The following is a 19,907-nucleotide window of genomic DNA, read 5'->3' on the forward strand; positions in this document are numbered from 1 at the left end:
GGCCAAGGAGATGCTGCCGATGTACAGCCAGTTGAAGTTCTCCAGCAGCCAGTTGGCGCCGCCCTGCAGGGTTTCTGCGGCCCTGTCCTTGAAGATGATCGCGTAGCTAACGAAGGCAACGATGAAGCCAAAGGCAACCCAGAAGATTAACGGGTCGACTTTTACTTTTCCGCGTTTGCCTTAGCTGTAGATTTTTCGCCTTCCATGGTGGGATCACTCCCCGGTTTCGGTTCTCGAACGTGTGTAGGTCTTGCCTTACCCTATCCCCTCGCCCGGACAATCATGTCCTCAAAGTGAAAATAATTAATCGCAGCAAGCCGCTTTGCGGTACTTGACCAGGGGTTTTATCGTTTGCGGGAAAAGCCTATTTAACGCGTAGCGACCTTGCAGATCGTCCACAGGGTTTTTCCAGGAAGGCACTTTAGATTAGTCCTCAGTGGTCAACAGAAAGGATTCACATACGAACGGTCATTCTCCTCTTGAAACGTCAGCAAGAAACCCCCAGGTTTTAAGTCCGCCTGGGGGTTTCTTGTTGCTGTTTGTAGCTGGAGCTCTAGGTTCTGGGCTCCGCCGTGGCCGCACTAGTTATAGCTGGGGTTTCCGGTGGGCACGCCAGGGCTCTCGGTCATGCTGCTCAGCATCTCTTCCAGATCTTCCAGGCTGTCGTCGAGCTGATCCTGGTAGTCAGAAATGTCCGGGAAGTCCGAAGGCAAAGTAATGCCGGAGGGGCTGGGGAGCGAGGTCAGCGGGTTGTCTTCGTTCTGATTCCCCGAAGTCTCTTCGTTGTTCTCGCCCGTCGTATCCGTGGCCTCGGATGTAGAGGAGCTGGGCTTATCGCCACCATCGTCGTCACTTGAGACCAGGTTATAAAGAAGCACACCGCCAACCACCAGTGCAATAAGCACCAGCAGGCCGATAACGATCTTAGCTACGTTGCCATTGCCACCCTGCCCATTGGCGCCGTTGGGGCCGGGCTGGCCGTAACCCTGACCATATCCCTGGCCGGGCTGGCCATACCCCTGCTGACCGTAACCCTGCTGGCCATAGCCGGCCTGGCCATAACCTTGCTGACCGGCCTGGCCGTAGCCCTGCTGGCCGTAGCCCTGCTGGCCGTAGCCCTGTTGACCGTAGGCAGCCTGGTTGTAACCCTGTTGGCCGGCCTGGCCGTAGCCCTGCTGACCAGGCTGGCCATAGCCACCCTGAGGGTTAAAACCGGGCGCACCGTATCCCTGATTACTCGCGTTCGGGTACCCCTGCGAGTTACCAGTGCCAGAAGCACCGAAGACCTGCGTGCTCTGATCATCCTGACGGCGGTACTGCGGGGGCTCCGCCCCCGACTCTTCCGACTTGGCCTGCCCCAAGTATTCGGTCGGATTGTCGGCGTTCTGCCCGTCCGCGCCGTTGCCTACGCTATTGAAGGGGTTATCGTCCTGTGGTGCCATTACCTAATACTTTCCGTGCCAGGAGCCTAGCTCAACCTGCATGTGCCTTAGTTACTTATGTGCCACTGCACTTCGAGACTTAAGACTATCGCAGGTACCCTGCTGCCGCTCGAGTATCTGCGTTCTGTACCGCGCGGCCGCCCCAGGAAAAGGAGGCCACGGTGTAGCCGTTGCCAAAGGAGGCCGAGGCCAAAGTCTGGCGGCCGTAATCGGACCAGCCCCACTTCGTGCCGTTGACGCCCGGCAGGTGCACAGTTCCCCAGTTCTGGCGGGTGCCGTCAGCCGCCACGGGGCTGGCGGTGCGCATCCAGTGCAGCACCAGGGAGCGCGGGTGGCGGATACGCAGCTTGTGCAGGAACAGGGCGGTATCCGTCGCGGATGTATAGGAGTTACCCCAGTGGGCGGCAGCACGGGTGTTGCGCAGGCCGTACTCGCGGGCAATGGTGCTGATCGATCGCGGGTACTTGCGGTAGATCTTGGAGGCAGCACCGTCGTCGGAGAAGCGGATCATGCGCTCTGCCAGGTAACGATCGGAGTTGCTGCGATCGCCGTAGCGCAGCACGTAGTCCGCCATGTACAGCTTCACGATGGAAAGCCCCGGGCGGGACTCATCCGCGTTCGGAGTCTTGGCGATGCCGTTGTTGGTCACCACTGCCATCGAGGTACGGGCGGGCACGTTGTGGATCGTGCGCACCTTGTAGCCATTGTTCGGTGCCGGCCGGTGCGGCGCCGGGCGCTGCGGAGCAGACGAACCCGGGATCTGGTTGGCGGACATTCCCAGCTGGTTCAGCGCGTCTTCCACGGCCTGCGGAACCGGAGGCAACGGTGGGAGCTGCGGGAGCTGCGGCGGCGGGGGCAGCTGAACCTTCGGCATGGGCGGAAGCTGCGAGCCGGCGGGCGGACCTGCAGGCGCAGCATTCGCCGGGACGGCGAACCCTGCCACACCAATGGAGGCGGTCAGAGCCGCGGTGGCGATGCCCTTTGCAGCAGAGCGTGAGCTCTTTGCCGCATGCCGCGGACGGTAGGTGTACTGGGAAAAGTCGAACGTCATAACCTCAAGTCCCGTTTATTCATGTTGTTGCGCGCCGAGAAGTTGGCGTCACCTAGAAAAAGGGCCAACAAAGTGCCCCGAGCAATAAACGCACAGCATAAATATACATAAATAGATGCTTATGCACCTGCTGTGGGCGCTATGCGTCGCGGTAAAGCAGGTCCATGACCTCTTCATAAGGGGCGGGGCGCAGGCCCCAAGCATCCACTCCGACGTCGACCTGACCCGGCCCAGTGATGGGCGCTGCGGAATGCAGGTGGCCGTGAATGACGTATGGCACGTCCAGGCGCAGAGAGTCGTAGCGAGACTCCATGCCCTCGTGATCCTGACCAGGGCGCGGGAAGTGGCACAGCCAGGCGACCTCGGTATCGGCCTTCTTGGCTAGGTCCTCGTTATCGGCCACCCCGTCGCCGTCCGGATCCCACGGAACCACGCACTGGTAGGGCTGCACGGAATCGAAAACCTCCAGGAAGCGGCGCTGGCGATCGGCGCTGTTGGCGTGCAGCGGGTGGCAAGAGTCGTGGTTGCCGGAGATCAGGTGAACGGTGACGTCCAGACCAGAAATGGCCTGAGCCAGCAAGTCCAGCGCTCGCTCTTCCTGCGGACCCCACCCAGAGGAAATGTCACCGAGTACCCACAACGTGTCACCCGGGGCCAGGGCGCTGGTGAGGTTGTTCAAAATCGTTGCGTCGTGCCGTTCGACATCCGCATCGATCTCCCCGCTGGTGCCGTAGCCGCGCAGTTCGGCAACGAAGGGGTGGCCAAGGTGCAGGTCGCTAGTGAACCAGGTGCGGGGTTGGTTCATTGGTCACTCCTTCTGTTGAGTTCGAGCCTGGGTAGTTCGAGACTGGGCGCGGGGCTGTTAGAACCACTCTAACCAATGTCCCCACCCCCATTCACGGCAGACTTTTCCGGTGAATTTCACACTTTGAGACTACCGTCTCATATACTGGTCACATGACGACCGAAGAGAAGAACACCGAAGCGCCGCAAAACGGCGCGGAAAACAATGCCACCAATGCCTCTGAGGAGCGCTCCGCCACCATTGCCGTGTGGGCCTTCCCCGCATTCATCCTGATCGGTGCCGGCCTGGCACTGGCCAGCCCGGACACCTTCACTCCCCTGGCGGCGCACATCTCCGCGATGATCGCCATCATCATGCTGTGCATGGGCCTCACGCTGACGCTGCCCGACTTCGCACTGGTCATCAAGCGCCCCATGCCGATCTTCATCGGCGTGCTGGCGCAGTTCGTCATCATGCCGCTGGGCGCGGTGGCCGTGGCCAAACTGCTGGGACTGAACCCCATGCTGGCGATCGGCCTGCTGATGCTGGGTTCCGTCCCGGGCGGCACCACCTCTAACGTGGTTTCATACCTGGCCAAGGGCGACGTCGCCCTGTCCGTGACCATGACCTCCGTCTCCACGGTCCTCTCCCCGATCGTTACCCCGGTGATCATGCTGCTGCTCGCCGGCGAGGAAACCCCGGTGGATGGCAAGTCCATGGCGTGGAGCCTGGTCCAGACCGTGCTGCTGCCCGTCATCGGCGGCCTGGTCATCCGTGTGATCTTCGACCGCATCGTTCAGTTCTTGCTGCCGATCCTGCCGTGGCTGTCCATCATCGCCATCGGCGGCGTGGTCTTCCCCGCAGTGGCTAAATCTTCGGAGACCCTGATGAACGTCGGCGTAACCGTCCTGGTCGCCGTTATCATCCACAACACCATCGGCTACATCCTGGGTTACTTCGCCGCCCGCGCTACCGGCGAATCCGCCGCCGTGTGTCGCACCACCGCCATCGAGGTCGCCACGCAGTCCGCTGGCCTGGCCTCTGGCATGTCTGGCAAGTACTGGGCTCCGGAGGCCGCCATCCCCGGTGCGGTCGCCGCCGTGTGGCACAACATTTCCGGCGCTCTATTCGCTTTCCTCATGCGCCGCTTCGCCAAGAACTAGCAGACCCCTACCATGGGATTCATGCTTATCTTCGGCTTTGAATCCTTCGGCGGCCCCGAGGTCACCAGCTTCCTCGACGTCGCCGACCCCACCTGGCAGCCCGGCAGCGTGCTAATCCACCCCACGGCGATCAGCCTGAACCCCGGCGACATTAAAGTGCGAAACGGCCAGCGCCAGGGCTCATTCCCGGTCTCTTTCCCCATGGCCATGGGCCGCGAGGCCGCCGGCATCGTCGTCGAGGCCGACCCTTCCACCGGTTTCTCGCCAGGTGATCGCGTCTTTGGCTCGGCTTTCTCCGGCACTGGTGCTGCGAGCGATTCTTTTGTTCTTTTGGACGCCGCCTCGACCGCAGCTATCCCCAGCGGTGTAGAGGCCACGGATGCGGCCTGCCTCCCCGCGGCTGCCGGGACCGCCTACGACGCTTTGGCGGAACTACACGACCTGGAAACCTGGCCGGATGAGGGCGCCCGCCTGCTAGTGATCGGCGCGGGCGGCGGCGTGGGCACGCATGCCCTGCAACTGGCGCGGCATTTCGACATTGAGGTCATCGGCATCGCCAGCGCCAATAAGAAGATACTGGTAGAGCGCCTGGGGGCAAGGTTTATGGACACCGCGGAGCTGGGCAAGACTGGCTCCCACGTTACTGTTCCGCCGGTGGACGGCATCCTCGACCTCGTCGGCGGCGAGGTTTTGGAGGGGCTGGCACATCTTGCGCCGGAGGGCGCGATCCGCAGCGCCGCCGACAAGCAGTTGGCCGCCCGCCTGGGCGGTAGCGGCATTACTCGAGTCCGCACCCAGGAGCGCTTCGCGGAGCTCGCCCGCTTGGTGGCGGAGGGTGCGATGCGTCCGGTGATCGGCAGGGAGCTGCCCTTCAGCGCCGCCGCCGAGGGCTACGAGGAAGTCGAGTCGGGCCACGCGCTGGGGAAGGTCGTTCTCACTGTGAATGACTAACGGAAGCGCTAGGCTTCTTCATTAATACGACTCTTTTCTTTACTTAAGGACGTTTTCATGAAGCGCACGTCTGCCCTTGCCCTGCTCACCGTCGCCGCGTTGAGTTTAAGCGCCTGCGGATCCGAAGATTCCGACGATGCCGCCGACTCCGGCAGCTCCGCCAACGCCTCTGCACAGCAGGATTCGGCAGCTAAGGATAAAAGCTCTACGGAGGACGACTCCAAGAAGGGTGACAAGGCAGACGAATCCACGCGCGCAAAGTCCACCAAGAAGTCCGGCCCCAACCCCACCCCACCGGCTTCAAACCACGGTTCCGGTCACAGCTCTGCCGCAGAAAGCAACAACCGCGCAGCTGAGCCGACGCGAGGTAAACGCAAACGTTCCTCTTCCGCTGGAGGCCCTGCCTACCCGCGAAATGACTGCGGGGTCACTGCAAATGGCGCTGACATCAGCGTTCCTCTCCAAACATCATGCGAGTTCGCTGATGCGATTTACGCAGAGGCATTGAAACCCACCTACGTCTATAGGTCTAGCAACCCTAACGTGACGGCTATACCCCATGCGAGCATCACAGTCACCGACCCCGATTCCGGTGATACTCATACGATGGACTGCTTCGTGAGCTCGGACGGCAGCACTCTAACTTGTCAGGTAGGCAAATCGAACGATTACGACTTTGGGGCAGACTTCGCCCTGAAGCAAAAGAAGTGGTTCGACTACCTCACAATCGCCACTCCCCAGTAGGACTCCCCCTCGCGCCCTGCGCGGATCAGGCGAACGCTAGGCAGGAGTCAGCGCACCGGTAGTGGCGATCACCGCGAACTCCGCGATCCAAATCCACAACCAGGGGCGCTTCGGCAGCAGAGGCAGCTCATCTGCCAGTGAAGGCCGCGCGAAGATGGACTGCGTTGCCGGGTCGAAGGATTCCCACACTTCCCGGTAGTCGGACTCCGTGGCAGCCCACTGCCGAACCGCCTTGGTATCGCGGTTGTTCGCATACATCCAGAACAGTGCCGGTCCGGAAAACATGAGGAAGTAGAGCACCGCCAGGAGGATCTTCAGGCCTCCATCGACGTCCTCCATCGAACCGGAGAGAATCCCGAACAGCATAATCACACCCAGGATCAATGCCAGCCACGCCGCGATCTTCTTCGCGGTGCTCGGGCGGTACTTCGACAACCGAATGCGGCGGGATTCCAGTTCCTGCTCATCGGAGGTACGCACGACCTGCCCATCGTGTGGATCCTCGTCGGGCATCCAGCCAGCCAGGTAATCCTTTTCGCCCGGGTGCTGCGGTTCCCTGTAACTCATGGTCTTCAGTGTAGGCACTGCGCCGGACGGTCCACAGCTCATCGTTCGATTTCGGAGACTACACTGTGAATGTCCCCAAGGGACTGCCTCTTTGACTGTCCCTTGAATGCCCTATTTCGCCGACGTATACGAGGAAAAACAAAGACACAGTGAGCCAAACCAGCCCCGACAAGCAGCCCTCCTCGCCATCACCGCTATCCCCAAAGCCCCCGCGTAACCCCGCGGAGTTCCCCATCCCCCAGCGCCCGAGCGCGTGGGAGCTGTTCAGTACCTTCAACTCGAAGGCCTCGGGCTGGGCCGGTGGACTGCGAGCGGCACTGTCGTTGCTGATCCCGGGCACGATCGCCTGGTCGTTGGGCCACACCGATGCGATGTTGCTAGTTGCTGGCGGAGCGTTCACTGTCATCTACGGCGGTAACCTGCCGTACCGCATCCGCCTGAAGGTGATGGCGTTCTCCGCCGTCCTGCTGGCCGCTTGCCCCACCATCGCCGCCTGGCTGGGCAAGATGATGTGGGAGCATATGGATTCCGGCGGCTCGCACTGGTGGCTGCTCATCGCAGGCGTATACTGCACCTTCCTCTCCGGCGTGTTCACCTACGCCCAGAACGCACTGCGCCTGCCGCCGCCGGGCGGCTTCTTCATCGTCATGGTTTCCGGCGGTGCAACGATGATCGCCCGCAACGACCTTAACCCCTTGGCAATCGGCGGTTGGGCTCTGTTCGGCGCGTTCGTCGCCATCATCGTGGGCATGTTCCCCGCCCTGTTCAACCCGCGCGGCCCGGAACAACAGGCCATCCGCACCCTTAACAACGCAGTGGCAGACTTCGCTGAGGATCCAAGTCCCGGCAACTACTACCTGGCCCGCACTTCCCTCTCCGAGGCGTGGACCACGCTCATGGGCGCGGGCATCGTCTCCGGCGGTAGGGTCGTCCGCGAATCACAACGCGACCTGGTGGTGCAGGTGCAGCAGGCCCGCCAGAAACTCATGTCCACCAGCGCGCAGGCAGGCTACGTGGATACGGACGAGGACTTCTCCGATACCAACGGCATGGTCGACCCCACCCGTACCGCCATCCCGCACCACAAGCCTTCGGTGAAGTACCGCTTCGGCCGTTCGCTCAACATCCACAGCCATGCAGAGCTCAGCATGGAAAAGGTGGTGCTGGCCAGCCTCGTCTCTTGCGCCCTCACGATCTGGCTGGGGCTGGACCGCCCCGACTGGGGCGTGATCACCGCCCTGCTTATCCTGCAGTGGGGCCCGGAGAAAGTCCCCGGAACTATCCGCGGCGTCCACCGTCTCTTGGGCTCCATCCTGGGCATCGGCTTGTTCGCCATCGCCCATGCTTTCCAGATCAGCGGCCTCCCCCTGCTGTTCCTGCTGGCCGCCTGCCAATTCGCCGCCGAGTTTTTCATCGTCAAGAACTATGCGTTCACCGTCATCTTCACCACGCCCATGGCGCTGATGATGGGCAACTCTCTCGACCGCCCGCTCGGCGACGTGGTGATCGACCGCCTCGCCGAAGTGTGTATTGCGGTTATCTGCTCGTTTATCTTCTTGTGGTTCTGGCGTACTACGTCGGACGCCCACTATCACCGCCGCCTTGCAGGCCACTGCGAAGCGGCAATGGGTGCCCTGCTGGGCGCCTTGCTGATGAACCCGCCGGACCGTGCGCTCTACGCGCGCCGGGACCTGCAGTTCGAGCTGCTCAGCGAGCGCAAGCACATGATGAAGATGATCAACAACAACTCGCCCTATGCGCGCAGCATGTGGGCCAAGCACAACCAGCTGCAGCTCACTGGTTATACCCTGCTGGATTACTGCAACGCCCACGCGGACGAGGAGCTCTCCCTAAGCGAGATCAACCGCCTGGCCGCAGCGGTGCGCCAGCTCGGCTGAGCCTAGTCGGCGTCAATAAACCTAATCAGCGTCGGTAGACAGAGCAGCGACGAAGGCCTCCTGCGGAACAGAGACCGAACCGATGGCCTTCATGCGCTTCTTGCCTTCCTTCTGCTTCTCCAGCAGTTTGCGCTTACGCGACACGTCGCCGCCGTAGCACTTGGAAAGAACGTCCTTGCGCAGGGCGCGGATGTTCTCGCGGGCGATGATCTTGGAGCCGATGGCAGCCTGCACCGGCACTTCGAACTGCTGGCGCGGGATGAGCTCCTTGAGCTTCACCGTCATCTTGTTGCCGTACCAGTGGGCATTCTCGCGGTGAACGATGGCGCTGAACGCATCCACCGGATCGCCCTGCAGCAGGATGTCCACCTTCACCAGGTCGGCCAGCTGCTCGCCGGCCTCCTCGTAGTTCAGCGAAGCATATCCCTTGGTGCGAGACTTCAGCTGGTCAAAGAAGTCGAAGATGATCTCGCCCAGAGGCATGGTGTAGCGCAGCTCCACGCGGTCCTCGGAGAGGTAATCCATGCCGCCCATCTGGCCGCGCTTGGACTGGCACAGCTCCATCGTCGCGCCCAGGAACTCCGCCGGCACGATGACGGTCATCTTCACAATCGGCTCGTAGATCTCGCGCATCTTGCCGCCCGGCCAATCCGAAGGGTTGCGCACCAGCACCTCGCTACCGTCCTCCTTAACCACGCGGTACACCACGGAAGGTGCGGTGGAGATCAGGTCCAGGTCGAACTCGCGCTCCAGGCGGGCGCGGGTGATCTCCATGTGCAGCAAGCCCAGGAAACCACAGCGGAAGCCGAAGCCCAGGGCCACGGACGTCTCTGGCTCGAAGGTCAGGGAGGCATCGTTGAGCTGCAGCTTTTCGATGGCCTCGCGCAGGTCCGGGTACTGGTCAGCGCTGATTGGGAACAGGCCGGAGTACACCATCGGGGTCGGCTCCTGGTAGCCCTTCAGCGGGGTTTCCGCGCCGTTGACGGCCCAAGTGATCGTATCGCCCACCTTGGACTGGCGAACGTCCTTCACACCGGTGATGATGTAGCCAACCTCGCCCACACCCAGGCCCTTGGTCTTCGTCGGCTCTGGGGAGACCACGCCGATCTCCAGGGTTTCGTGGGTCGCGCCGGTACTCATCATCTGGATCTTCTGGCGGGATTCCAGCTTGCCGTCCATCATGCGCACGTAGGTCACCACGCCGCGGTAGATGTCGTAGACACTGTCGAAGATCATGGCACGGGCGGGCGCGTCGGGATCGCCGACGGGCGCGGGCACCAGCTCGCAGACCCTATCCAGTAACTCGGATACGCCCTCGCCGGTCTTTCCGGATACGCGCAGCACATCCTCCGGCTCGCAGCCGATGATGTGCGCGATCTCCAGGGCGTACTTCTCCGGGTCCGCCGCGGGCAGGTCGATCTTGTTCAGCACCGGGATGATTTCCAGGTCGTTTTCCATCGCCAGGTACAGGTTCGCCAGCGTCTGCGCCTCGATGCCCTGTGCTGCGTCGACCAGCAGGATGCAACCCTCACACGCCTCGAGGGCGCGGGAGACCTCGTAGGTGAAGTCCACGTGGCCGGGCGTATCAATCAGATGCATCACCAGTTCTTCGCCCGCGTGCGCGCCGGTCTTCGGCACCCAGGGCAGGCGCACGTTCTGCGCTTTAATGGTGATGCCGCGTTCGCGCTCGATGTCCATGTTGTCGAGGTACTGGTCGCGCATGTCCCGGTCCTCGACCACGCCCGACATCTGCAGGATACGGTCCGCCAGCGTGGATTTGCCGTGGTCAATGTGGGCAATGATGCAGAAGTTGCGGATCCTCTCTGGGTCCGTGAACGTCTCAGTGGCGTAATTCTTCTGCTTGGCTGCCATTTGCCCTCCTCTTTCGCTTATGCGTAACCCTACTATGCATCGGCCCGGAAGTAGCAGACGGGGTTTAGCTGCGAACCTTATTACTGTGCGCACGTGGTTCGGGTAATCTGTCACCTATGGCTGGTTCCGAAGGAAGTGTTGTGGATGTGACGCCCCCACGGGGGAAATCCCGCAATCCCATTGGGGCCATCAAGGGGTTCTTCCAGCGGTTTTATATCCGCCATTTCACGCGCAGGCAGTCTTTGAAACGCGGCATTGCCGAGCTTAATGCACACCTGGGAATGGGGGCGGAGTACGCCGGTTTGGCGGGCGAACGGGACGAAACCATCAAAACTCCCAGCCGCGAACTCGCCCGCCCGGTCACCTACATCCCGGACATGGACGGGCAGGCGGATGCTGGTGAGGTCGTGTGGGCAGACATCCGCCCGAAGAAGGGCGTGCCCCCTGAGCGGCGCGCGGTGCTTGTGGTCGGGCGCAAGAGCCACCGGCTTCTCACTCTGCTGATTTCCTCCCGCGAGGAGTATGCTGATCAGCCGATCTGGGTTCCCATTGGCACCGGCCCGTGGAGCTCCGGCGCGGATCGCGATAGCTGGGTGCGTATAGATAAGGTGTTGCAGGTGCCGGAATCTCACATCCAACGCCGCGGCATCCCGCTGCCCTCCCGCCGTTTCGATCGAGTAGCCAACGTGCTGCGCCAGGAGTACGGCTGGGGCTAAAAGACCCCGCCCGGAGCTTTTTGCCTTTTCTGCGCCCCTGCTGCTAACATTTCCCGAGTTCACAGTGCTGCTCGTAGCAGCCACTAGCGCTAACCCCTAGTGCCAGCGCCGTTATCGGGACGCACTGCGAGGCCACGCCGCATCCCACAGGACCTTGGGTGGGGTGTTAGAGACCGCGCGGCCGCGGCGGGAGTCCGCTCCCCTGAACAGATTTTTTCCGAAAACTTTTTGAAAGAAGAGGCACGCCACCATGGCAAACATCAAGCAGCAGAAGAAGCGCGTTCTCACCAACGAGATCGCTCGCAAGCGCAACCAGGCTATCCGTTCCCGCCTGCGCACCGAGACCCGCAAGTTCAACGCCGCCGTTGAAGCTGGCGACAAGGAGGCCGCTGAGGCTCAGCTGCGCGTCGCTTCCCGCTTCTACGACAAGGCCGTCACCAAGGGCACCATCCACCGCAACAACGCGGCAAACAAGAAGTCCGGCATGGCCGCTCGCTTCAACAAGATGGCCTAAGGTTTATCCGGAGATTCTCCAATCGGCACTTGCCTGAATCGAGGCCCGCACCCTTTCACAGAGGTTGAGACGTTGCGTCACAAAGCAACAACAGCAACAACCTCTCCCCGGGTGCGGGTTTTCGTTATGCCCTAAGCTTAAGAGCTAAATTAGGGCTGGATACAGCCACAGCTGACCGCTGCTAATGACTTTTCAAAGGAGTTCGACAAAGGGATGAAGGATCGCTTCCGCTCAGCCCTACTCGGCACCGCCCTGGGCGATGCGTGGGGTTACCCGTACCAGAACGAGCCGCAGCCCGACCGCACCCCGCTACCCGATTCGCTGGTGATCAGCGACGCTACGCAGATGACCCTGGCTCTGTGCGCCGCGATGGCAGAGATCGACGACGGGGACCTGGATCGCGAAGAGGGCATGCAGGCCATCGGCCAGCACTTCATCAACTACCACGGCGACCGGGACTACGACCGTCACCCCGGAGCTTCGAACACCGAGTCGCTGGACCGGCTGAGCCTGCTCGGGGCGGAGCACTGGGACGACGTGGCGACGCACTCGGGTGGCGCCGGTGCCGTGATGCGCGTAGCCGCCAGTGCTTTGCTCGCTCCCGCTGATGAAGGCGTGGGCTGGTCCGTCCTGCAGGGCATCTTGACTCACGACTCGGGCGTGGCCCGCGCGGCGTGCGCGATGGTGGCCTGCATGCTGGCAGCCAAGAAGGGCACCCGCCTGATCGACGTCGCGGAGGGCCTGGCCGGCGATGAGAACTTCGATAACGATAGCCTGCTGACCAACGAGGAGAAGCTGGACATCCTCACGGACCTGGACGAGGCTCTAATCACGGATTTGACCGGCCCCGACGTTCCGTTGAGTGAGCTGATCTCGCGCGTCAGCGCCGTGCACGAGCACGTGACCCCGTTCCTGCAGCAGGGCGACTTCGAGGAGCTGTACCGCCATAGCGGCAAGTTTGTGCAGATTCTGGGTCGTGGGTGGGATGCAGGCTCCTGCACCGCCTCCGCCCTACTGCTGGCGCAACTGTACCTGGATAATCAGGATCAGTACGCCCCGCACGACTTCCTGCACGTGGCCGTGAACTGGCCTGGCAACCGCAGCACTCGCGCTTCGCTGACTGGCGCGCTCATCGGCTCTCACCTGAAGGGTGGAGTAGCCGCGTGGGAGGAAACCCGCGAGTACAATTTCGAGTCGCGCTACGACGACGCGGTGCACTTCGGCGTGTGGAAGGGCTTTAACGCCCGGTAGCGCTGTACCCACTGTGCTATCTGCGCGCTGGCTGCCCGCCAGCACTGTGCTACCTGCGCGCTGGCTGCCCGCCAGCGACGTAGGCGATTTTGCGCACCGCGTCCTCGACCGCGAAGTCGGGGTCGGCGCTGTGCCCTTTCACTCCCGCGTCTAGCTCCGCGGTGATCTGCACCGCCTGCGCGATCATGGGGGTGGTCCAGCGCCGGGCGGTGCGGATCGTTTTGTCCAGCTTCCACGGTGCCATGCCGAACTTCGCCGCATCCCGGCGGGAGTTGATGTTGCCCGCGCCCGCCACCTTCGCAATGTCTGCGATCCCGGAGCTCAGTGTGCTGGCCAGCAGCACCGGCGCCACGCCCAGCTGTAGCGCCCGGCGCGCCAGCGCCACTGCGGCGCGGACGTTTCCGGCGATGGCGTAGTCGGCCACCTCGAAGCCGCTGACCTCCGCTTTGCCCTGGTAGTAGCGCTTTACCGCTGCGGCATCCACGTGGCCGTCCGTATCGGCGATGAGCTGGCTGATGGCGCTGGCCAACTGACGTAGGTCGCTGCCCACCACGTCCAGCAGCAGTTCGCACACTTCGCGGGTCACGCGCGCGCCCTGGCTGCGGAACTCTTGGTCGATGAAGGCCAGCTGTTCGCGACCCTTGAGCGCCCCGGCTTGGAATACCACCGCGCCAAGTTTCGGCCAGCTGTCCACCAGTTTCTTGTTGCGGCCCTTACCGGTGTGCACGATGATCAGCACCACCCCGTCGGCTGGGTCTTTGATGGCTTGTTCCAGCAGCCCGACGATCTCCTTGCCCGTATCCTCCACGCCCGTGACGACCACGATGCGGTCCTCGGCGAACAGGCTGGGGCTGAGCAGTTCAGCCAGTTCAGGTGCACTGAGTTCCGAGGCTTTGCGCATCTCTACCGGCAAGTTCGGGTCTCCGCTGGCGGCCCGCGCCTGGTCGACGATGCCCTGCCTGCGTCGTTCGGCCAGGAAGTCGTCGCCGCCGACGATCAGGTTGATGGGTGCGGGATGCTCGGGGCGGTTCATGGGTTCGATCTTGCCAGATCTGCGCGCATGACTTCTAACGGATCTCCACCTTGTCCTTGCACGGGTAGTACACGGGCACCCCGTTCGGCATAAAGCTTGGCCTGTCGTGCGGTTTTCCGCACTGTGTCACGATCACCGCCACCTGTTGCGCTCCCCCTTTCTCCGCCACGGTTGCGTCGATCGTTTGTAGCTGTCGCATGGCCTGGTCGTCGTCTCGAACTTGAAACACTGCCTTGCCGGTAAGGTCCACCGGCCCTGTCTTAATAGCCGCGGGTGCGTCTGGTTTTTCTAGTTTTATGACGCCCCCTCGTCCCCACACCCCTATCATCAGCACCCCGCACATAAGCGTGGCCCAGCCCCACCGGAGGGTGCGCCAGTAGCTGGCGTAGCGCACGCTCGCCAGCACTACCGCCAGCAGTGCGCTGGCGATGCCCGCCCATGCCCATCCGCCTGGGGTGGCGAGCATCGGCGCGCCAGACCCCGTGCGGGCCACCCGCAGCACCCATGCCGCGCATGGCACTGCGGGGGCGACGATGAGCTTGGCCAGCAGCATCGTCACCGGTGGATAGATCGCCGCCAGCAGTGCTGCCATGAGCCCCAGTACGGTGATCACTGGAACCACCGCCGTCACCGCCAGGTTGCAGACGACCGCGACCAGGGAGACTTTCCCCGTCATATGGACAATGATCGGAATGGTCACCAGGTCCGCTGCGATCGCCACCAACACCATGCGCACCACCATCGCCTGCAGCTGGGTGGGCCGATCGTGGACGGGCAGCCAGGGGATCAGCGGCATCCTAGCCAGCACGGCCTTTGACCACCAGGGCAGCACCACCACGATGCCCGTCGTCGCCGCCACAGAGAGCACGAAGGCGTAGCTAATGGCCATGCCTGGGGAGAGCACCATCAGAACGATGATGGCCGCACTCAGGGAGGCGATGATGTCCGTCCAGCGGGCGGAGGCCACCGCCACCAGGCCGACGCTGCCCATGATCGCCGCGCGCAGCACACTGGGTTCCGGGCCAACCAGCAGCACGAAGGCCACCAGGGCGCCGGCGGCCACCAGCAGCCGGGTGAGGCGCCCCGCCCGGCAGGCCGTAGCCAGCACCAACGCGGCTCCGGTGACTACCGCGACATTCGAGCCCGAGACCGCGCTGAGGTGACTTAGCCCAGTGACGGTGAACTGGTTGCGCAGGGTGGCATCCTGCATGCTGACGTCCCCCATCACCATGCCGGGCAGGATCTTCCCGGCTTCCCACGGCAGGTCAGCGCACAGCGCGTGGAAGCCTTCGCGCAGCCAGGCGGTGATGCCCCATATGCCCTCCGGCTCGGTGATGTTCTCCGGCGCGCGGGTGGCGGACAAGGTGACGGGAACCATCTCTGCCCCACGGGCGGGGCGCATGGTGGCGGCAATGTCGAAGCTCATGCCGGGTTGTAAGCCCGTGAAGTCGCCGGCGCCCGCTGTGCCTCCGCCCATCCCGTCGCCCCCAGCACCTGCGCCAGCACCGGCCAAATCGGGACGTAAAAAGAGTGGCACCGCCCCCAGGCCGTCGACGTCCACGGGGACCAGCACCGTCCCCTCCGCGACTTGTTTTGGCAGGCCCGCCACCGTTACCCGCTGCTGCACACCGCCTGCTCGGGTGGAGAGCTCCTGCAGTAGCGGCTGGGCGTCAATAAGAAGGATCCGCCACCACGTGCCCAGGCCCACCGCGCTAGCGACGGCCCCGACCGTCGCAACGCTGCGCGCGAAAAGGCGGCGCCACGGGGATCCGTAACTGCAACGGGCGTGCCACCACCAGGTGGTGCTGGCGAGCGTGATGAGCCCTCCGATGGCAAGCGGCCAGAAGCTGCGGGTCAGGATGATCGCGGCAGCCATGAGCCAACACCCGAGCGCGACGGGGACGAGCCGCAGATCAACGCCACGGGCTTTGGTGACAGCTTCCGGGCTGAACGGCTCCGGCGCGCTCAACACCAGCGAGTTAGATAGTGACGGCATCGCGCATCGCTTCGAACTTCGCCGGGCCAATGCCTCGGACGTCCAGGAGCTGCTCGATACTGGTGAAGGGACCGTTGGCGTCTCGCCAAGCGATGATGGCCTCGGCGGTGGCGGGGCCAATGCCGCTGATGGTCTCCAGCTGCGTGGCGTCTGCGGTGTTGAGGTTCACTTTGCCGTCTGCGCCGTCTGTGCCACCCGCGCCGCCGGAGTTTCCTCCCTGCGCTGCAGGCCCACTTCCTGCCCCACCAGGCTTAGCCCCGCCCGCGCCTGTTCCTCCGGCTCCACCCGGCGCGGCTTGCGCTCCACCGGCGTACACCACGCGCGAGCCACGATCATCCACCACGATCTGCATGCCATCGCTGACCGGCTCTGCCAGATTGATGTCCAACACGACCGCCTTAGGCAAACCGCCACCTGCAGCTTCTATTGCCTCGCCCACCCGGGTGCTCGCCTGCACCCGGAGCAGCCCGGGGTGATGCACCATACCCTGCACGCTCACCACGACTTCCTGGTGATCGTCCTGCTCGTTAGCCTGGCCATCGTCCCCCGCTGTGGCTTCCCCCGAGCCAGTTGCCGCCGCAGCGCCACCCGCACCTGCCTCTGCGGCTCCTCCGGAACCCCCAGGCTCGCTCGTGGTCGCCAGCATGTCGGCGCCGCCTACTCCCGCCCCGTCATCCGAATCTTGCCGTTGGCAGGCGAAGAACGTGCCGCTGATGAGGACCGCCACGACCACCGTGACGATAAGCCCCCTGGATGCCGTGCTGCCTATGACCGTGTGCGTGTCCAGGTCAACGTTGGCGAGCTCATGCTCCGGCATGGGCTGAGCTAAAGCCTCAGCGCGGGCGCGAACCTTGTCGGCGGAACTCTGCCGCATGCGTCGTGTGGACATGCGCCGATCAGAACATGTCTAGCGGACTACTGACCGCCGGAAACCACAGCTGGAACGTCAAAACTCCAGGAAGCTGTGGAAAACCCCTCCCCTGTGGATAACCGGCGAGTAGAAGCTCCCTGTAGCCCCTCCTGAGTTACTCGGTGTCGCTGCTCTCTGCGCCGTTATCCTCGGCCTTCTCGCCGTTCGCCCCGGATGTTTCGGGTGCATCCGGCATCTCTTCAGGCTCGGCGGACTTATCTGCCGCTGCTTCGGTCGCCTCGGCGCTCTCCGCCGTACCTCGCAGCGTCGCCGCCACGCCCAGTGCCCCTTGCCCCACGTGCAGCTGCAGGACCTCCGGGATGCTCACGATACTGACCTCTACCTGCGGCAAGGACTTCCACGTCTCTATCCGAACCTGCCTGCGCAGCGAGTGCGGGCGCGGCTCCGGCGGCTCGGTTGGGGCTTCCAGCTGGTTCAGCTGCTCAATCATCTCCCCCAGCCGCGCAGATAGATCCACTGCCTGGTCCTCGGCATCGCTGTGGTGCACGGCAATCTGCACGTCACGCGGGTTGCCCTTGCCCGCCACGGCCTCGTCGATCACCAGTCGGCGCACCAGATCCACCACGCGGTCCATAGCCTTGACCTGGGTGCGGGTCTTCGCCGCCAATGTCAGCTTGCCCTCAGTCACCTGCAGAATCGGCTTAATCGCCAGCGTAGAGGTCAGCAACGCCTGCCCCACCGACAGGCGCCCGCCCTTGCGCAGCACGTCCAGCTGGTGGACGTACAGCCACAGGGAGGAGTTCTTCAGCGACTCCTCGGCCACCGCCACCACGGTGTCCAGGTCCGCACCTTCGCGCGCGGCCTCGGCGGCGCTCAGCGCGGCAAAGCCCAGCACCATGCCGATGCTCTTGGTATCCAGAACCTTCACCTGGCCGTCGAACACTCCCGCCGCCATACACGCATTCGCATACGTTGCGGACAGCTGCTTGGAAAGGTGTAAAGCCAGCACACCCGCATCCCCGCCGCGCTCCATCAGGCGGGCGTAGCTCGCGGTCAGCTCCAGGCTGCTCAGGCTCGAGGTCGTCTGTTCTTCCCCTTCGCCCTCCACGTGCAAGTCCAGCACAGTGATGCCGGCCTTCTCCGCAAGTTCCTTCGTCAAGCAGCAGGAGGAATCGGTGACGATCTGGACAGTCACTACCTACCTACCTTCGCTGGGGTTGTGCGGGTTGGAGCGGGTGGCGTCATTACCAAAAGAGCTAGGGGCAGCACCCGGAAGGGCACCCTCGTCCGGACTCGCGTCGGTGGCCACGCCCAAGTTCCAGCCCTCCAGGTGCCACTGCGGCAGCTTCCACCAGTCGGAGCGACTGGAGGGCACCAGTGGCACCGTGCTTCCGTCGACCGCCACCGGAGTGGTGCCGGCAGCCTCGCCAGTAAAACGCGGGCGGGCCAAAAGCTGCGACCAGCAGGCATTTCCCAGGCCCGTGAACACCGGGTAGTAGCGCACCGGCAGGTCCAGTAGGCGGGCGGTAAGCGCACCGATCGTGCCGCCGTGGGCGACGATCATCACGTCGCCCTCGTCGAACACATCAGTAGCCATGATCTCCTCAATCACGGCGTAGGCGCGCTCGGCGACCTCCAGGCGCGTCTCTCCCCCCGGAGGAGCCCACTGGGGATCGTGGCGCCAATACGCTCGCTGGCCTGGGAAGTCGCGGTCTACCTCTTCGCGCGAGGCCCCCTGCCACTGGCCCAGGTCCGTCTCCCGCAAGCGGGTATCGGTGGTCACCTCGCAGCCGAAGGGCTCGGCCAGGATCAGCGCTGTATCGTAGGCACGCTTAAGGTCGCTGGCGATCACCCGCGCGATGCGCTTATCCCCCAGCATCTGCGCGGTGACCTTGGCCTGCTGCACACCCACCGGGGACAGGTCAGTATCCAGCTGTCCCTGCATACGCCCCGTGGCGTTGTACTCCGTCTGTCCGTGACGGACCAAAAAGACCCTGCGCTCGCCCATGGTGAAGACTTATCAGCTTCTACAGCTCGTCCGCGTCCGGGGCGGGGCCGGCTAGCGGCAGGTCGTCGATGCTGGTGGCTTCCAGAACATCTACCTCTGCATCGGCATCCCAATTGCTTCCGCGGTCTACCTGCTCCACGCCCTCGACCTCGATCTGCGGGGCATCGCGCCACAGGCGATCCAGTGCGTAGAACTCGCGCTCTTCCTTGCGCTGGACGTGCACGACAACGTTGCCGTAGTCCAGCAGCACCCAGTGGCCCTCGCCGCGGCCCTCGCGGCGGGTTGGCTTGGGGCCGTCCTGGCCCACCTCGTACTCCACCTCGTCAACGATGGAGTTCACCATGCGTTCGTTATCGCCGCTGACGATGACGAACACGTCCGTAATGGCCAAACGGTCCGAGACATCGAGGACCAGAATGTCCTCCCCCAACTTCTCGGCCGCTGCGCGCGCCGCCACTCCGGCGAGCGCGATCGAATCTGCAGTAGCAGTCAAAAAATTTCAGCCCTTCATGATTGGTTTAAAACACATCCAGTTTAGCAACCCACCAGCTATTCGCTGGAAACGTACATGCCGTGCTTGGCGATGTACTGCACCACGCCGTCGGGCACCAGATACCACACGGGTCGGCCATTCGTCGCCCGCTCGCGTACGTCGGTGGAGCTGATAGCCATGGCGGGAATCTCCACCAAAGACAGGCGCCCGGCTGCGACTTCCTTCGATAGCGGATCGTCGCTGCCCTCGTCGTCCTTCGGCAACTCGTAGCCAGGACGGGTGACACCCACGAAGTGCGCCAAGTCGAAGATTTTCTCCCAGTCCCGCCACGTCACGATCTTCTGCAGTGCATCGGCGCCGGTGATAAAGAACAGCTCGGCCTCGGGGTATTCGGCGCGCATGTCCGCCAGGGTGTCCACGGTGTACGTATCCCCGCCACGGTCAATATCCACCCGGGAGACCAGGAAGCGGGGGTTGGAGGCCGTCGCGACGACCGTCATTAGGTAGCGATCCTCCGCCGCGGAAACCTTCTTGTGCTTCTTCTGCCACGGCT

General features: G+C 63.3%; 20 protein-coding genes. 7 read left to right on the forward strand and 13 right to left on the reverse strand.

Annotation, left to right across the window (positions count from 1 at the left end; translation table 11 throughout):
* From Q0331_RS07055 to Q0331_RS07070, 4 genes are all read right to left on the reverse strand, one after another.
* Nucleotides 1-147 (reverse strand): BCCT family transporter (locus Q0331_RS07055; protein WP_367274970.1); only part of this gene is annotated, 147 nt, incomplete at its 3' end.
* Nucleotides 148-581: 434 nt separating this feature from the next.
* Nucleotides 582-1,442 carry a hypothetical protein gene (locus tag Q0331_RS07060; protein ID WP_298075701.1) on the reverse strand — a complete coding sequence of 287 codons (861 nt, stop codon included), beginning with the start codon at nt 1,440-1,442 and terminating at the stop codon, nt 582-584.
* 85 nt (nt 1,443-1,527) lie between these two features.
* Nucleotides 1,528-2,493, reverse strand: a complete 966-nt coding sequence (locus Q0331_RS07065) for a hypothetical protein (RefSeq protein WP_298075702.1) — start codon at nt 2,491-2,493, stop codon at nt 1,528-1,530.
* 139 nt (nt 2,494-2,632) lie between these two features.
* Nucleotides 2,633-3,298 (reverse strand): metallophosphoesterase, encoded by a 666-nt coding sequence (locus Q0331_RS07070; RefSeq protein WP_298075703.1) that lies wholly within the window; start codon nt 3,296-3,298, stop codon nt 2,633-2,635.
* A 152-nt stretch (nt 3,299-3,450) separates the two neighbouring features.
* Between Q0331_RS07070 and Q0331_RS07075 the strand changes: the two genes are divergently transcribed.
* Genes Q0331_RS07075 through Q0331_RS07085 form a run of 3 tightly spaced genes read left to right on the forward strand, consistent with a single transcriptional unit; the run spans nt 3,451 to nt 6,135 of the window.
* On the forward strand, nt 3,451-4,440 hold the full coding sequence (locus Q0331_RS07075) for a bile acid:sodium symporter family protein (protein ID WP_298075704.1): 990 nt from the start codon (nt 3,451-3,453) through the stop codon (nt 4,438-4,440).
* Between the two features lie 12 nt (nt 4,441-4,452).
* On the forward strand, nt 4,453-5,391 hold the full coding sequence (locus Q0331_RS07080) for an NADP-dependent oxidoreductase (protein ID WP_298075705.1): 939 nt from the start codon (nt 4,453-4,455) through the stop codon (nt 5,389-5,391).
* A gap of 57 nt (nt 5,392-5,448) precedes the next feature.
* The gene (locus Q0331_RS07085; protein WP_298075706.1) at nt 5,449-6,135 is read left to right on the forward strand and encodes a hypothetical protein; all 687 of its coding nucleotides are present in this window, start codon (nt 5,449-5,451) and stop codon (nt 6,133-6,135) included.
* A 36-nt stretch (nt 6,136-6,171) separates the two neighbouring features.
* Here Q0331_RS07085 and Q0331_RS07090 read toward each other — a convergent pair whose 3' ends face one another.
* Nucleotides 6,172-6,702, reverse strand: coding sequence for a hypothetical protein (locus Q0331_RS07090; protein ID WP_298075707.1), 531 nt, complete (start codon nt 6,700-6,702; stop codon nt 6,172-6,174).
* Nucleotides 6,703-6,851: 149 nt separating this feature from the next.
* On the opposite strand from Q0331_RS07090, the gene Q0331_RS07095 reads away from it, so the two are divergent.
* The gene (locus Q0331_RS07095; RefSeq protein ID WP_298075708.1) at nt 6,852-8,600 is read left to right on the forward strand and encodes an FUSC family protein; all 1,749 of its coding nucleotides are present in this window, start codon (nt 6,852-6,854) and stop codon (nt 8,598-8,600) included.
* 21 nt (nt 8,601-8,621) lie between these two features.
* On the opposite strand, the gene lepA is transcribed toward Q0331_RS07095, so the two are convergent.
* On the reverse strand, nt 8,622-10,472 hold the full coding sequence (lepA, locus tag Q0331_RS07100) for a translation elongation factor 4 (protein ID WP_298075709.1): 1,851 nt from the start codon (nt 10,470-10,472) through the stop codon (nt 8,622-8,624).
* A 116-nt stretch (nt 10,473-10,588) separates the two neighbouring features.
* Between lepA and Q0331_RS07105 the strand changes: the two genes are divergently transcribed.
* From Q0331_RS07105 to Q0331_RS07115, 3 genes are all read left to right on the forward strand, one after another.
* Nucleotides 10,589-11,188: a type II toxin-antitoxin system PemK/MazF family toxin gene (locus Q0331_RS07105; RefSeq protein WP_298075710.1), complete on the forward strand. Its 600-nt coding sequence runs from the start codon at nt 10,589-10,591 to the stop codon at nt 11,186-11,188.
* 250 nt (nt 11,189-11,438) lie between these two features.
* Entirely contained in the window at nt 11,439-11,702 is a 264-nt protein-coding gene (gene rpsT / locus Q0331_RS07110) for a 30S ribosomal protein S20 (RefSeq protein WP_005296442.1), read from the forward strand.
* Nucleotides 11,703-11,915: 213 nt separating this feature from the next.
* Nucleotides 11,916-12,953, forward strand: coding sequence for an ADP-ribosylglycohydrolase family protein (locus tag Q0331_RS07115; protein WP_298075711.1), 1,038 nt, complete (start codon nt 11,916-11,918; stop codon nt 12,951-12,953).
* Between the two features lie 49 nt (nt 12,954-13,002).
* Here the strand turns inward: Q0331_RS07115 and holA are convergent, their stop codons facing one another.
* From holA to nadD, 7 genes are all read right to left on the reverse strand, one after another.
* A complete protein-coding gene (gene holA / locus Q0331_RS07120; RefSeq protein ID WP_298075712.1) occupies nt 13,003-13,986 on the reverse strand; it encodes a DNA polymerase III subunit delta in 984 nt (327 codons plus the stop codon).
* Between the two features lie 34 nt (nt 13,987-14,020).
* Nucleotides 14,021-15,982, reverse strand: a complete 1,962-nt coding sequence (locus Q0331_RS07125; protein WP_298075713.1) for a ComEC/Rec2 family competence protein — start codon at nt 15,980-15,982, stop codon at nt 14,021-14,023.
* Nucleotides 15,966-16,871 (reverse strand): ComEA family DNA-binding protein, encoded by a 906-nt coding sequence (locus Q0331_RS07130; protein WP_298075714.1) that lies wholly within the window; start codon nt 16,869-16,871, stop codon nt 15,966-15,968. Before Q0331_RS07130 ends, Q0331_RS07125 begins: the two co-directional genes overlap by 17 nt.
* Nucleotides 16,872-17,007: 136 nt before the next feature.
* Nucleotides 17,008-18,048: a DegV family protein gene (locus Q0331_RS07135; protein ID WP_298075715.1), complete on the reverse strand. Its 1,041-nt coding sequence runs from the start codon at nt 18,046-18,048 to the stop codon at nt 17,008-17,010.
* A gap of 3 nt (nt 18,049-18,051) precedes the next feature.
* A complete protein-coding gene (locus tag Q0331_RS07140; RefSeq protein WP_298075716.1) occupies nt 18,052-18,861 on the reverse strand; it encodes a histidine phosphatase family protein in 810 nt (269 codons plus the stop codon).
* 19 nt (nt 18,862-18,880) lie between these two features.
* On the reverse strand, nt 18,881-19,354 hold the full coding sequence (gene rsfS / locus Q0331_RS07145) for a ribosome silencing factor (RefSeq protein ID WP_005296457.1): 474 nt from the start codon (nt 19,352-19,354) through the stop codon (nt 18,881-18,883).
* 56 nt (nt 19,355-19,410) lie between these two features.
* On the reverse strand, nt 19,411-19,907 hold a 497-nt coding region (nadD, locus tag Q0331_RS07150), incomplete at its 5' end, for a nicotinate-nucleotide adenylyltransferase (RefSeq protein WP_298075717.1).

The organism is uncultured Corynebacterium sp. (assembly GCF_937999985.1).
Classification (GTDB): Bacteria; Actinomycetota; Actinomycetes; order Mycobacteriales; family Mycobacteriaceae; genus Corynebacterium.